Source organism: Mycobacterium sp. THU-M104, assembly GCF_049197365.1.
Classification (GTDB): Bacteria; Actinomycetota; Actinomycetes; order Mycobacteriales; family Mycobacteriaceae; genus Mycobacterium.
The window spans coordinates 19,266-31,840 of record NZ_JBMIOP010000159.1; the positions used below are offsets into that span (position 1 = coordinate 19,266).

The 12,575-nt window shown below is 66.2% G+C and carries 12 protein-coding genes and 4 tRNA genes; 7 read left to right on the top strand and 9 right to left on the bottom strand.

Annotated features, from left to right (window positions below):
* Window positions 1–238 precede the first annotated feature (238 nt).
* The 3 genes from pstC to pstB are packed head-to-tail and all read left to right on the top strand — an operon-like array spanning window position 239 to window position 2,976.
* Window positions 239–1,276, top strand: coding sequence for a phosphate ABC transporter permease subunit PstC (gene pstC / locus ACOJVU_RS13230; protein WP_421530180.1), 1,038 nt, complete (start codon window positions 239–241; stop codon window positions 1,274–1,276).
* Window positions 1,273–2,199 carry a phosphate ABC transporter permease PstA gene (pstA, locus tag ACOJVU_RS13235; RefSeq protein WP_421530181.1) on the top strand — a complete coding sequence of 309 codons (927 nt, stop codon included), beginning with the start codon at window positions 1,273–1,275 and terminating at the stop codon, window positions 2,197–2,199. The genes pstC and pstA overlap by 4 nt, the downstream gene beginning before the upstream one ends.
* On the top strand, window positions 2,200–2,976 hold the full coding sequence (gene pstB / locus ACOJVU_RS13240) for a phosphate ABC transporter ATP-binding protein PstB (RefSeq protein ID WP_421530182.1): 777 nt from the start codon (window positions 2,200–2,202) through the stop codon (window positions 2,974–2,976).
* Window positions 2,977–2,979: 3 nt separating this feature from the next.
* On the opposite strand, the gene phoU is transcribed toward pstB, so the two are convergent.
* The 5 genes from phoU to ACOJVU_RS13265 form a co-directional block, all read right to left on the bottom strand.
* Window positions 2,980–3,648, bottom strand: coding sequence for a phosphate signaling complex protein PhoU (phoU, locus tag ACOJVU_RS13245; RefSeq protein WP_421530183.1), 669 nt, complete (start codon window positions 3,646–3,648; stop codon window positions 2,980–2,982).
* 57 nt (window positions 3,649–3,705) lie between these two features.
* The gene (locus ACOJVU_RS13250; protein WP_421530184.1) at window positions 3,706–5,853 is read right to left on the bottom strand and encodes an LCP family protein; all 2,148 of its coding nucleotides are present in this window, start codon (window positions 5,851–5,853) and stop codon (window positions 3,706–3,708) included.
* 108 nt (window positions 5,854–5,961) lie between these two features.
* A complete protein-coding gene (gene dusB / locus ACOJVU_RS13255) occupies window positions 5,962–7,095 on the bottom strand; it encodes a tRNA dihydrouridine synthase DusB (RefSeq protein ID WP_421530185.1) in 1,134 nt (377 codons plus the stop codon).
* A gap of 5 nt (window positions 7,096–7,100) precedes the next feature.
* Window positions 7,101–8,117 carry an acyl-ACP desaturase gene (locus ACOJVU_RS13260; RefSeq protein ID WP_343709779.1) on the bottom strand — a complete coding sequence of 339 codons (1,017 nt, stop codon included), beginning with the start codon at window positions 8,115–8,117 and terminating at the stop codon, window positions 7,101–7,103.
* A 157-nt stretch (window positions 8,118–8,274) separates the two neighbouring features.
* Window positions 8,275–8,889 (bottom strand): TetR/AcrR family transcriptional regulator, encoded by a 615-nt coding sequence (locus ACOJVU_RS13265; protein ID WP_421530186.1) that lies wholly within the window; start codon window positions 8,887–8,889, stop codon window positions 8,275–8,277.
* A gap of 69 nt (window positions 8,890–8,958) precedes the next feature.
* Here ACOJVU_RS13265 and ACOJVU_RS13270 point away from each other — a divergent pair, with 69 nt between their 5' ends.
* The gene (locus tag ACOJVU_RS13270) at window positions 8,959–9,987 is read left to right on the top strand and encodes an oxygenase MpaB family protein (protein WP_421530187.1); all 1,029 of its coding nucleotides are present in this window, start codon (window positions 8,959–8,961) and stop codon (window positions 9,985–9,987) included.
* Between the two features lie 21 nt (window positions 9,988–10,008).
* Here the strand turns inward: ACOJVU_RS13270 and ACOJVU_RS13275 are convergent, their stop codons facing one another.
* The 4 genes from ACOJVU_RS13275 to ACOJVU_RS13290 form a co-directional block, all read right to left on the bottom strand.
* Window positions 10,009–10,212, bottom strand: a complete 204-nt coding sequence (locus tag ACOJVU_RS13275; protein ID WP_421530188.1) for a zinc transporter Slc39a7 — start codon at window positions 10,210–10,212, stop codon at window positions 10,009–10,011.
* A gap of 118 nt (window positions 10,213–10,330) precedes the next feature.
* The gene (locus ACOJVU_RS13280; protein WP_421530189.1) at window positions 10,331–10,831 is read right to left on the bottom strand and encodes a nucleoside deaminase; all 501 of its coding nucleotides are present in this window, start codon (window positions 10,829–10,831) and stop codon (window positions 10,331–10,333) included.
* Between the two features lie 124 nt (window positions 10,832–10,955).
* Window positions 10,956–11,765, bottom strand: a complete 810-nt coding sequence (locus tag ACOJVU_RS13285; RefSeq protein ID WP_421530196.1) for a TIGR04255 family protein — start codon at window positions 11,763–11,765, stop codon at window positions 10,956–10,958.
* 327 nt (window positions 11,766–12,092) lie between these two features.
* A tRNA-Lys gene (locus tag ACOJVU_RS13290) sits at window positions 12,093–12,168 on the bottom strand.
* A gap of 123 nt (window positions 12,169–12,291) precedes the next feature.
* On the opposite strand from ACOJVU_RS13290, the gene ACOJVU_RS13295 reads away from it, so the two are divergent.
* The 3 genes from ACOJVU_RS13295 (at window position 12,292) to ACOJVU_RS13305 (ending at window position 12,575) form a co-directional block, all read left to right on the top strand.
* A tRNA-Glu gene (locus ACOJVU_RS13295) sits at window positions 12,292–12,364 on the top strand.
* A 30-nt stretch (window positions 12,365–12,394) separates the two neighbouring features.
* Window positions 12,395–12,471 (top strand) — tRNA-Asp (locus ACOJVU_RS13300).
* A gap of 27 nt (window positions 12,472–12,498) precedes the next feature.
* A tRNA-Phe gene (locus tag ACOJVU_RS13305) sits at window positions 12,499–12,575 on the top strand.

The window sequence follows — 12,575 nt, forward strand, 5'->3', positions numbered from 1 at the left end:
CTCAGCACGCTGCGCTGGAACACGGTCGGCGCGGTTCAGGACCGCCCGGATGAGCCCGCGATGGCTCAGAAGGCGAGATCGGTGAGCCGGGGCCGCCAACAATGCGCAGACAGCTCTGACATCTGCCGGCTGTGTTCCGCTGCCCGATAGAGTCAAGGAACGAATGGTCACCGCGATCAATGCCGTGCAGTGGTCAATTGGGTGCAAGGAGCGACAACGCGACTGTGACGGGATCACAGTGACGAATCCGAACCCGGCCGACGCGGGTTCGGGCGCGGTTGTGGCCGCGCCCTTCCCCGAGGCCCCGATGGTGCCGATCAGCCCATGGGGCCAGGGGCAACCGCGGTTCGGGGACAGGGTGTTTCGCCGGCTCGCGCAGGCTTCGGGCGCGTTGGTGGTCGTGCTGATCGTCGCGATCGGCGGTTTTTTGCTGATGCGCGCCGTCCCGGCGCTCAAGCGCGACCAGGAGAACTTCTTCACCTACGGCGGCCCCTGGGTCATGACCGACACCTCGGCGATGCACTTCGGGATACTCGGCCTGTTGCAGGTCACCATCTTCGTGTCGCTGTTCGCGCTGGTGATTGCCATGCCCGTCGCCCTTGGCGTGGCGTTGTTCATCACGCAGTACGCCCCGCGCCCGATTGCCGGCCCGTTGGCGTATGCGGTCGATCTGCTGGCCGCGGTGCCGTCGGTGATCTATGGCGTGTGGGGTCTGCATGTGCTGGCGCCGCACGTGCGGCCCATCGCGTCCTGGCTGAATCACGCCTTGGGCTGGTGCTTTCTCTTCGCCGACGGGAACACCTCGGTGACCGCGGGCGGCACCGTCTTGACCGGCGGCCTCGTGCTGGCGGTGATGATCCTGCCGATCACCACCGCGGTCACCCGCGAGGTATTCGTCCAGACGCCCTTCGACCAGATCGAGGCCGCGCTGGCGCTGGGCGCCACCCGCTGGGAAGTGGTCAGGACGACCGTACTGCCGTTCGGGCGGTCCGGCTATGTCAGCGGCGCGATGCTGGGCCTGGGTCGTGCCCTTGGTGAGACGATGGCGCTGTTGGTCATCCTGCGGGCAACCCGGACCGTGTTCAGCTGGTCATTGTTCGATGGCGGCTCCACCTTCGCGACCAAGATCGCCGGTGCCGCGTCGGATCTCGATGACCCGTACCGGGCTGGTGCCTATATCGCCGCCGGGCTCGTCCTCTTCGGGATCACCTTCCTGATCGTCGCCCTCGCGCGCGGCGCGGTCGCGGGAATCGGGCGCAGAAGAAGCGGCCGATGACCTCGATCCTGGACCGACCGCTCAAGGCCCGGACGTTCCCCGGCCTCGGTCCACGTCGTCGAGTCGTGAACAACCTCGCCACCGCGTTCGTGACGGCGTCGATGGTCATAGCCCTGGCGCCACTGGTCTACGTACTTTTCTCGGTGATCTCCAAGGGGTATCGGGCGATTGCGTCGCCCGCGTGGTGGACGCATTCGCAGGCGGGTATGAAGGAATTCGTGGACGGGGGCGGCGCCTACCAGGCGATACTCGGCACGCTGTTGCAGGGACTGGTATGCGTGGTCATCTCCGTTCCGATCAGCATCATGGTGGCGATCTACCTGGTCGAGTACGGGGGCGGTACGGCACTGGGCAGGGTGGCGTCGTTCATGGTGGACATCCTGTCCGGGGTGCCCTCGATCGTGGCAGCGTTGTTCATCTACACGTTGGGGGTGGTGACGTTCGGCATTTCCCGCTCCGAGTTCGCGGTGTCGCTGGCACTGGTGCTGCTGATGCTGCCGGTAATCGTGCGTGCCACCGAGGAGATGCTGCGCATCGTGCCGGTGGATCTGCGCGAGGCCGGCTACGCGCTGGGCATCCCGAAGTGGAAGACCATCGCCCGGATTGTGATTCCCACCGGGCTGTCCGGCATCATCACGGGCATCATGCTCGCGGTGGCCAGAGTGCTGGGGGAGACGGCCCCGTTGCTGGTCCTGGTCGGCTATTCGCAGTCGATGGGACTGGACATCTTCCATGGGTTCATCGGGTCGCTTCCGGGCATGATCTACAAACAGGCGTCGGCGGGCGCGGGCGTCGACCCGGTGCCCACCGATCGGTTGTGGGGTGCCGCCCTGACCCTCATCCTGGTGATCGCCGTCATCAACGTCGGGGCCAGGGTGATCTCGAAAATGTTCGCCCCCGGAAAGTCAAGGCAGGAGCACTAGGTGGCCAAGCGATTGGACCTCAAGAGCGTCGATATCTATTACGGGTCGTTTCAGGCCGTCGCGGATGTGACGCTGTCGGTTCTGCCCCGCAGCGTGACGGCGTTCATCGGCCCGTCCGGCTGCGGCAAGACGACCGTGCTGCGCGCACTGAACCGGATGCACGAAGTGGTTCCCGGTGGCCGTGTCGAGGGCGAGGTGCTGCTCGACGACGAGGACATCTACGGCCCGGGTGTCGACCCGGTCGGCGTGCGCCGGGCGATCGGGATGGTGTTCCAGCGCCCGAATCCTTTCCCTGCCATGTCGATTCGCAACAACGTTGTGGCGGGCCTGAAGCTGCAAGGTGTCCGCAACCGCAAGGTGCTCGACGAAGTGGCCGAACACTCGCTGCGCGGCGCGAACCTGTGGGACGAGGTCAAGGACCGGCTGGACACGCCCGGCGGTGGACTGTCCGGCGGCCAGCAGCAGCGCCTGTGCATCGCGCGCGCCATCGCCGTGCAGCCTGACGTGTTGCTGATGGACGAGCCTTGTTCGGCGCTGGACCCGATCTCGACGATGGCCGTCGAAGACCTGATCGGTGGGTTGAAGCAGGACTACACGATCGTCATCGTCACCCACAACATGCAGCAGGCCGCCCGGGTCAGCGACCAGACGGCGTTCTTCAATCTGGAAGCCACCGGCCAGCCCGGCCGGCTCGTCGAGATCGACGCCACGGAAAAGATTTTCTCCAACCCGAGCGAGAAGGCCACCGAGGACTACATCTCCGGACGCTTCGGCTGAGGTCTAGTCGGAGGAGGCTTTCGGTTCCTCGTCGGGGAGGCTGCCGGTCGCCTGGAAGATGACGCGCCGCGCCACCTCGACCGCGTGGTCGGCAAAACGCTCGTAGAACCTGCCCAGCAACGTCACGTCGACGGCCGCGGCCACACCGTACTTCCATTTGCGGTCCATCAGCACCGAGAACAGGTGGCGGTGCAGATCGTCCATGGCGTCGTCTTCTTCACGGATGCGGGCGGCTTTGTCCGGATCGCGGGACAGTACCACCTCTTGGGCGCTGTTGCCCAAATCAACTGCGAGCCGTCCCATTTCGGCGAAGTATCCGTTGACCTCCTCCGGCAGTGCGTGCTGTGGATGCCGCCGGCGGGCGATCTTGGCGACGTGCAGGGCCAGCGCGCCCATCCGGTCGATGTCGGCGACCATCTGGATGGCGCTCACGATCGACCTGAGATCGCCCGCCACCGGTGCCTGCAACGCCAGCAGCACGAAGGCGCTCTCCTCGGCGCGGGCGCTCATCGCCGCGATCTGCTCGTGGTCGGAGATCACCTGTTCGGCCAGCACGAGGTCGGCCTGCAGCAGGGCCTGGGTGGCGCACTCCATGGCAACACCCGCCAGTCCGCACATCTCGCCGAGCTGGTCGGACAAGCCCGCAAGCTGCTCATGGTAGGCGGTCCGCATCTGCCAAGCTTACGTTCTTGGCGGGGGAAACGGCGAGCAGACGCTCACCGCATCAGGCTATTCGCAGGTGGTGTCTGCTGCGTTGGTGACCGTCAGATCTTCGGGAAGTTTGATCGGCGTGTCGCCCGAATTGCGTTCGATCTGCACGCTGACCGGTGAGCCCGTGGGCGGCGGATCGGCGACGGAGTTGAAGTCCGGACCGAGCACGACCTGGACGACCTGGCCGTAGCCCGATACCCGGTGCACCCTGGAATTGGCGAACGCCGCCGCCACCGTCGCGGCCGCCTGTTCGTTGCCGGGAGAGAAGAACACCGTCGTGGCCTTCAGTGCACTGGGGTAGTCGTCGGGCGTCATCACGTTGAACCCGTCCCGCTTGAGCTGCGTGGTGGCGGCGGCGGCGAGGCCGGACTTGGCGGTCGCGTTGGACACGCGCACCGTCACCTCGTGCGGCGAAGTCGTCGTCACCTGTTCGCGCCGCACCTGCGGGCCCGGGGCTGGCGTGGGGGTCGGTGTGGTCGCCGACCCCGAGGCCGAGGAGGCCCCCAGTCGTTGTGCGTTGTGGTCGTTCTCCAGGGGTAGGGGGTCGTCGTTGATGATGGCGTCGAAAAGTGCCCGCATGTCGGCCGTGCGTGGTGGTTCGTCACCGTTTTCGTCCGTTATCCCGGTCGGCACGGTGACGAAGGTGATGTGCCCGGCGGCGATTCCCTGCAGCGACTGCCCCAGCTGGACAAGGTCTTTCGTCTTGACGTTGTCGACGTAACTGTCGCCGATGAAGAGGTTGACGACGTTGTTGAGTTTGTTGAGGTCCAGCAACGTGTCCTCGGAGATGAGCGAGCGCAGCAGCGACGACAGGAACAACTGCTGGCGTTTTATGCGTCCGTAGTCGCCGTTGTTCTCGGTGGTGACCTGGCGGGCCCGCACATAGTTCAGTGCAGTCGGGCCGTCGATGACCTGGCGTCCTGCGTGTTTGAGCACTGTGCCCAGTTCGTAGTCGTGCAGCGGCGCGCTGGTGCACACCTCGACACCGCCCAGTGCCTCGACCATTTTCGCGAACCCGGAGAAGTCGACGGCGATGAATCGGTTGATGCTCAGGCCCGACAGCTTCTGGACTTCTGTGACCAAACACTTCGGACCGCCGAAGGAGAACGTCGAGTTCAGTTTCGTCGTGGTGTAGACGACCCGTGGACTCCACGTGCCTGTCTTGTCGTCGTAGATGGGGCCGTACTTGCCGGTTTCGGGGTTCCAGACCTCGCACTGGATCGGGGTGATCGCCAGGTCGCGGGGGAAGGAGACCACCACCACGCGTTTGCGGTTCGCCGGAATGTTGACCAGCATGACGGTGTCCGACCGCGCGCCACCGGCGTCGTCGGCGTCGCCGGCTCCCATGTTGGCGTTGTCCCCCAAGCGCGAATCCACGCCGACGATCAGGAAGTCTTCATCGCCGTACTGGCCGCCGGGGTCGACGATGTCGCGCGAGTGCGGGTCGAGCGCGCTGACGGTGTTGAGCCGGTTGTTCTTCGACGTCGCCCACTGCCACGCCCCGCCGGTCGTGACGAGGGACAGCACGGCCAGGAGTGCCGCCAGCGAGCGGCCGGCATAGAGCAGGGGCCGGCGCCGGGGCCTGGGGGTCGGCTCGCGCCGTTCGTGTGCATCGACGGGTGGTGTCCGGCGGCCGCGCCTGCGCAGCAGCCTGCGCGGCGCCTTGGTGGTCGGGTCCGGTTGCTCGGGGTCGTGGTGCGGCGGGGGCGCGATCCCCAGGTCGGGGACCTGTGAGCTGAGCTCGAGCCAGTAGGCGGGTGTGGCGATGGCCTCGGTGTCCTGTTGATCGATGGACACCTCGGGCGCGGCATCGGCACGCGCGAGGTCCGGGGCTGCCGTTTCCGCAGGGGTGTCGGCCACGCGGTGGCGCCCGGGCCGAGCGGTGGGCGGCGCGCCGAACTGGGCGATCAGGTCGGCGACGGTGATCCCGCCACGGGCGTGGGATCCGCCCTGCCCGCGCTCGTCTGGCTTCGGTTCCTCAGTGGTGCCGGGTTCCGCGGCATCACAGGATTCTTCGGATGCGGCGGGGGAGTCGGGCTGCCATTGGTGCGCGCTGTGATCCAGCGCCGGGTCGGAGAACCGCTCCCATGGTGCAAAGTGTCGGCTCTCACCGGGACCGGACCCGCGCCGGTCGCCGAGAGCGGCGTCTGCCCCGCCGTCACCCATGTCCTGCCGGCCTCCGAATCTTCGATGCGGACGCCGAACGCGCGTCCGTAGCACGCAAGGCTCACATCGTACTGAGTTCTGGGTCCGGACGCGATTTCGTGCCCGGGTTCAGCCGCCGGAGTGCATGACGTCCGCTGCCGCCGGGACGCTGCAGTCGTCCGGGTCGTTCAGCCAGCCGTCGGGCAGGGCCACGCGGGCCGGTGACCCTTGCCGGCCCCGCGGGCCGGTGGCCTTCTCCGGGAACGGAACGGTCCCATCCAGCCGGTCCAGCAGCGAGTCGAGTTCGTCGAGCGTCATGACCATGGCCAGCGCCCGGCGCAGATCCGATCCGGCGGGGAAGCCGTGCAGGTACCACGCGACATGTTTGCGAATGTCGCGCATGCCCTTGTCTTCTCCGAAGTGGGCGGCCAGCAGTCGGCCGTGGCGGCGGACGATGTCGGCGACCTCGCCGAGGGAGGGTGGGGTGGGTTGCGCACTGCCGGTGAATGCGGCCGAGAGTTCGGCGAAGAGCCACGGCCGGCCCAGGCAGCCCCGGCCGATGACGACGCCGTCGCAGCCGGTGGCGGCCATCATCGCCAGCGCGTCGCTGGCGTCGTAGATATCCCCGTTGCCGAGTACCGGGATCGTGCGCACCTGCTGCTTGAGCGCGGCGATCTGTTCCCAGTCGGCAGTGCCGGAGTAGCGCTGTGCCGCCGTGCGGGCGTGCAGGGCCACAGCCGCGGCACCTTCGGCCTCGGCGATGCGGCCGGCGTCCAGGTGGGTGTGGTGTTCGTCGTCGATGCCGATGCGGAACTTGACGGTCACCGGGATGTCGGTGCCTTCGGCGGCGCGGACGGCCGCGGCGACGATCTGCCCGAACAACCGCCGCTTGTACGGCAGCGCCGCCCCGCCGCCGCGCTTGGTGACCTTGGGCACCGGGCAGCCGAAGTTCATGTCGATGTGGTCGGCCAAGCCCTCGTCGGCGATCATCTTGGCGGCGGCATACGTGGTGACTGGGTCGACGGTGTAGACCTGCAGCGACCGGGGCGACTCGTCCGGGGCGAAGGTCGTCATGTGCATGGTGACCGGGTGTCGCTCGACGAGAGCGCGGGCGGTCACCATCTCGCAGACGTACAGTCCGCTGACCGTGCCGGACTTCTCCTTCTCGAGCTCACGGCACAGCGTCCGGAATGCGACGTTGGTCACGCCTGCCATCGGGGCCAGCACCACCGGGCTGGCGAGCGTGATCGGTCCGATGCGCAAGGTCGTTACCGGCGGCTCATCACCAGCTTGCCCGCCGTCTTATGCAGTTCCTGGGCGGTGGTCCGCTTGCCCGTGCGTACTTCGCGGTCGAGTTGGCGCTGCTTGGACACCTCGAACTTCTCGCAGGCCTGCTCGAGTTCCTTGACCAGCACGGCCAAGTCGTCGCGCAGCTCGGCCCCCTTGCCGGTGAAGTCCTCGCGTTCGAAGATGCGCCATTTCTTCAGGATCGGCATCACGACATCGTCGAGGTGGATGCGCGGGTCGTAGACCCCGCCGACGGCGATGAAGACGGCTTTGCGCCGGAACTCGGGCACTTGGAAGCCCGGCATCTGGAAGTTCCGCAGGATCAGGTGCAGTGACTTCATCGCCTGGTTGGGCGCCAGGTCGAACGCCGCCTCGCTGACGTCACGGTAGAAGATCATGTGCAGGTTCTCGTCGGCCGAGATCTTGGCCATCAGCTGGTCGGCGACCGGGTCGTTGCAGGCCTTGCCGGTGTTGCGGTGTGAGATCCGGGTGGCCAATTCCTGGAAGCTGACGTAGATGACGGAGTGGGTCAGGGTTTCGGCGAAGTATTCGCCCTGGCGGTTCTGCCCCGGGCTGAAGCCGCGGTTCACCACCTCGATGCGAAGCTTCTCCAGCTCCACGGGATCGACCGCCCGCGTGACCACCAGGTAGTCACGCAGCGCGATCCCGTGCCTGTTCTCCTCGGCGGTCCAGCGGTTGACCCATTGCCCCCACGCCCCGTCCATGCTGAAGTTCATCGCGATCTCGCGGTGATAGGACGGCAGGTTGTCCTCGGTGACCAGGTTCTGAACCATCGCCACCTGGGCGACGTCGGAAAGCTTGCTCTGCTCGGGGTGCCAGTCCTGGCCGCCGAGCGCGTAATAGTTTTTGCCGTCCGACCACGGGATGTAGTCGTGCGGATTCCAGTCCTTGTGCATGCTCAGGTGCCGGTTCAGGTTCTTCTCGACTACTGGCTCGAGTTCCCGCAACAGCTGTAGGTCGGTCAGCTCAGCTGACATAGCTCCTCCAGTTATCTGTGTCGATTAGTAGCGGTCAATATATCTGTGTACCCCAGTAGCATCAAGTTTCCGCGCCCGCGCGGGGAGGTTACAGTTCGGCATCCGGGCGCCGGCGTGCCGGACACTTGGTTCGCCGGTGCGACGCCGTTGAAACCCGTTACTCCGAATGACCCGGCCCGGGGGCGGGGACGTAGGGGGCCGCCGTGGCGAACAGCATGTTGACGCAGTAGTCGATGAACTGTTCTCGGGTGGCGCCGAGCTGGCCGTTGAGGTAGGCGGTGAACAGGCTCGACAAGCCGCCGACGAGGCTGGTGGCGATCATCTTCTGCAACACGGGATCGCCGATCTGGGACAGCTTGCGGACCAGCAGGTCGATGAAGTTGGGCATCCACTGCGCTCCCGAGCGGGTCAGAATGGGCTCCGCCGCCGGTGCGAGCAGCAGTACGCGGCCCCGGACCGGATCGTCGACCATCAGCTCGACGAAACGCTCGACAGCGTCACGAGGCGTCTTCGCCGAATCGAGCGTGCTCATCGCCCGCGTGCACACGTCGTCGTAAACCGCGCGCACGAATCCGTCGCGGTCGGAGAAGCTCTCGTAGAAATAGCGCTCGGTCAGCGCGGCCTCACGGCACACCGCGCGGACGGTCAATGCCGGTCCGCGGTCGCTGCCCAGCAGCTGCACACCGGCGGCAACGAGGTCGTCGCGGCGCAGCGCGTGACGACGCTCCACGGGGACGCCGGTCCAACGGCTCCGTCGTTGACCGGACCGCACATCTCTCCTAAGGTGACAATTGACAACGCATGTAGTCAAAGTCTACCGAGGGCCACGGGGATTTCAACAGTGACTCAAGATACGTCCGCAGAATGTTCGGTGACGAGCGGCTTCGACGGCGCGACCGCATCCGACGGCATGGCCGCCGGATGCCCGGTGTCGCCGCTGGGTTACGAGTCTCCGCCGCTTCCACTCGGTCCGGATTCGCTCACCTGGCAGTACTTCGGGGACTGGCGGGGCATGCTGCAGGGGCCGTGGGCGGGGTCCATGCAGAACATGCACCCGCAGTTGGGTGCGGCCGTCATCGACCACTCGACGTTCTTCCGGGAACGCTGGCCGCGCTTGCTGCGCTCGCTGTACCCGATCGGTGGCGTGGTCTTCGACGGCGACCGCGCTCCGGTCACCGGCGCCGAGGTGCGTGACTACCACGCCGAGATCAAAGGCGTCGACGAACAGGGCCGCCGCTACCACGCGTTGAACCCCGACGTCTTCTACTGGGCACACGCCACCTTCTTCGTCGGCACGATTCACGTGGCCGAGCGGTTCTGCGGCGGTCTGACGGAGGCGCAGAAACGGCAACTCTTCGACGAGCACGTCCAGTGGTACCGGATGTATGGCATGAGCATGCGGCCGGTGCCGGCGTCATGGGAGGAATTCCAGGTCTACTGGGATCACATGTGCCGCAACGTATTGGAGAACAACTATGCGGCGCGCGCCGTGCTTGACCTGACCGGGTTGCCCAAACCGCCTTTCGCGCAATGGGTTCCGGATTGGCTATGGGGTGCCCAGCGCAGACTGCTGGCGCCGTTCTTCGTCTGGGTGACCGTCGGACTTTACGATCCGCCGGTGCGCGAGCTGATGGGTTACGCCTGGTCGGCGCGCGACGAATGGCTGCACCGACGGTTCGGCGACGCCGTGCGCCTGGTCTTCGCGCTGGTGCCCGGGCGGTTCCGCAAGCACCCCCGGGCCCGCGCCGGATGGGATCGCGCCAACGGGCGAATCCCGGCCGACACGCCGTTGGTCCAGACCCCGGCGCGCAATCTGCCGCCGGTCGACGAGCGCGACAACCCCAAGCATTACTGCCCGAACATGTCGTAACGCCTTTGGGGGAGGCGGATCTCACACGTGGGCGTGTTGATGAACCTCTTCGAGCCCGAGCTGATGCGCGTGCTGATGGGCGTGCCGGGTTCCGTCGGCGTGGGCGTGCGGGTGTTCGTGCGTGACGTGTTCGTGCTCGTGGGTGGTGTGTGCGTGTACGTGTGCGACGCCGCCGTGGCGGTGTTCATGCGCATGCGGCGCGTCATGGCCGTGCTGTTCGCTCACGCTTCGTTCTCCTCGCTCTGCGGGACAAGTCCTGCCGGCCCATCGGGCTCTATGACATTATTTGCATTGATATGCAAATAATGTCGACATGTCCGGCAGCGCTGTCAATCTCGGCTGTTCAGCCCCCGGGCACCACGGTCGACGTGCGCCGGGCGCCGTTGCGCTCGTTCCAGAGCCGATAGACATCCACCGCGGCGTCTCGGGGTTCATAGCGCATCGGCAGTCGCCGGTGTTCCCAGTTCTTCGCGAATTCGTCGTAGAACGTGGCGAGTTCGAAGTATTTGCGGTCGTCGAGGTAGTACTGCGCATAGGCCTGGCGGGTGGTCAGGAAGACGACTTCCCGCGGTGAGCAGTAGTACAGCGAGCCCAGGCGCATCGGGCACGGGTGGGCGAGAATGTAGATGGTGCTGTCGACCAGGTGCTCGGTACCCAGCTTCCGGCACGCGTCCCGGATGGCGAGGATCTCCGCGTGGGCGGTCGGGTCGTTGGTCTGGGCGGTCTGGTTGGCGCTTTCGGCGAGCACTTCGCCGTCGTTGACGATCACGGCCGCGAACGGGCGACCTCCCTCGGCGACGTTGCGACGAGCCAGGTCGATCGTGCGACGGGCGAAGTCGGTCATGTATCGCAGGCTAATCCCGACGGCGGGCGACCAGCGGTGCCAAAGAGATTCTTCTCTATCGCGCTTCTGCGGAGCGGCACGGGAGCACCGGGTCGTCCCCGCGGTGTGGTGGCGCCGGACGCGCCTATGAGCTCAGCAAGTTGTCCTTCAGACGGCTCGTGAGCATCTCCTGGAACACGGCGCGCGCCGGGTCGTAGAGGTCCTGGAAGGTCGTCACCACCGCGTTGCGGTCGAATTCGGGAATGGAACCGGTCGGGGTCCAGAAGCTGTCGATGTCCATCAGGAAGAACGGTCCCTGCTGGGGCGGCATGGTTCGGCGCAGGTGATAGTTCTGGTCGAGGGCCTGACCCACGCCGGGGCCGTAGCGCACGATCATCGACTTGCCCGGGTTCGCCTCGCGGTAGACCGCGGCGCCCTGCCATTCGGTCAGCGTCAGACCGCCAGGAGCGATGCGCTGCGGGCCCAGCAGCGGCTCGGCGATCCAGTTGGCCCACTCGACCCGTCCGTCCACGCCCATGGGGACCCGGATCTCGAGGACATAGCGCAGGCCGATGCGCTCCACCCCGACGAGCGAGGAAACCTGTGAGCGAGCGTCGACGACCCGCATCATGATCTCGAGTAGCGACTCGAAATTCGAGTAGGCGGTGGTCTCGATGACCACGGCCTGGTTCTTCATCGAGGCGGCCAGCGTGTTGTCCCGGTTGACGTAGCGATTGAAGCGCTCGGCGGCAGGCTGGGGGTTTCCGCCGGCGCCCATGCCCCACGCCATATCTTGGGCCTGGCGCTCGATGGGGAGATGGTCGGCGAGCAGCCGTTTGAGCTGTGCGCTCGATGATTCGCTGAGGGAATCCGCTGCGGGGTGACGGACTTCCAACGTTACCAGGGCAACGGGTGCGTTCGGGGCGGCCGCATCGATAGTCATCTTGGGAAGCATAGCCAAGCCGTTTTCAATTTAGACGGGTTCATCCCGCGTGGCTGCGGTCGCGTGGCAGATGACTGCACTTCGCGCCGCGTCCAGATGCCGCTACACCGCTCTCGAACCCTGCACCAGCGCCGATACGCCGATGCGCCGATGTGCACCCAGCTCGCCGATCTGTTGGGCGTCCGCCCGGATCGCGCTAAGCGCCGCCATGGCATGTGCGCGTCCTGTGTGCCCGGTCCGGCGACGGCCGCCGGATCAACAGTCGACGGCCGGTGATCATCGGATGAAACTCCGGAGTCGGGCATCATCCGAGGTGGCGGGCCGTGTCCGCCGCGTGCGTGGTGCCCCCACTAGGACTCGAACCTAGGACCTGCGGATTAAAAGTCCGTAGCTCTACCAACTGAGCTATAGGGGCCGGAGCAATCAGGATACTGGGTACCGGAAATCGGCTCGTTTGAGGATTGGGGCCACGGTGACCTAAGCTGGCGTGGCTCCCAACGTAACCATGTTGCGGGTACCCCGGAGAGATTCGGTTCTGGCCCCCTTCGTCTAGCGGCCTAGGACGCCGCCCTTTCAAGGCGGTAGCGCGGGTTCGAATCCCGTAGGGGGTACGGCAACGCGGCGACGCGGAGCAGCAGCAAGGCCCTGTGGCGCAGTTGGTTAGCGCGCCGCCCTGTCACGGCGGAGGTCGCGGGTTCGAGTCCCGTCAGGGTCGCCAGACGGCGAGGCACTCATTTTGCCTTCCGGCCAGGTAGCTCAGTCGGTACGAGCGTCCGCCTGAAAAGCGGAAGGTCGGCGGTTCGATCCCGCCCCTGGCCACCA

What these genes read in the sequence shown, in the direction of transcription:
- pstA (WP_421530181.1), top strand. Translation starts at nt 1,273, where the DNA reads ATGACCTCGATCCTGGACCGACCGCTCAAGGCCCGGACGTTCCCCGGC.
- phoU (WP_421530183.1), bottom strand. Translation starts at nt 3,648, where the DNA reads ATGCGGACCGCCTACCATGAGCAGCTTGCGGGCTTGTCCGACCAGCTC.
- ACOJVU_RS13250 (WP_421530184.1), bottom strand. Translation starts at nt 5,853, where the DNA reads ATGGGTGACGGCGGGGCAGACGCCGCTCTCGGCGACCGGCGCGGGTCC.
- ACOJVU_RS13260 (WP_343709779.1), bottom strand. Translation starts at nt 8,117, where the DNA reads ATGTCAGCTGAGCTGACCGACCTACAGCTGTTGCGGGAACTCGAGCCA.
- ACOJVU_RS13280 (WP_421530189.1), bottom strand. Translation starts at nt 10,831, where the DNA reads ATGACCGACTTCGCCCGTCGCACGATCGACCTGGCTCGTCGCAACGTC.
- ACOJVU_RS13285 (WP_421530196.1), bottom strand. Translation starts at nt 11,765, where the DNA reads ATGCTTCCCAAGATGACTATCGATGCGGCCGCCCCGAACGCACCCGTT.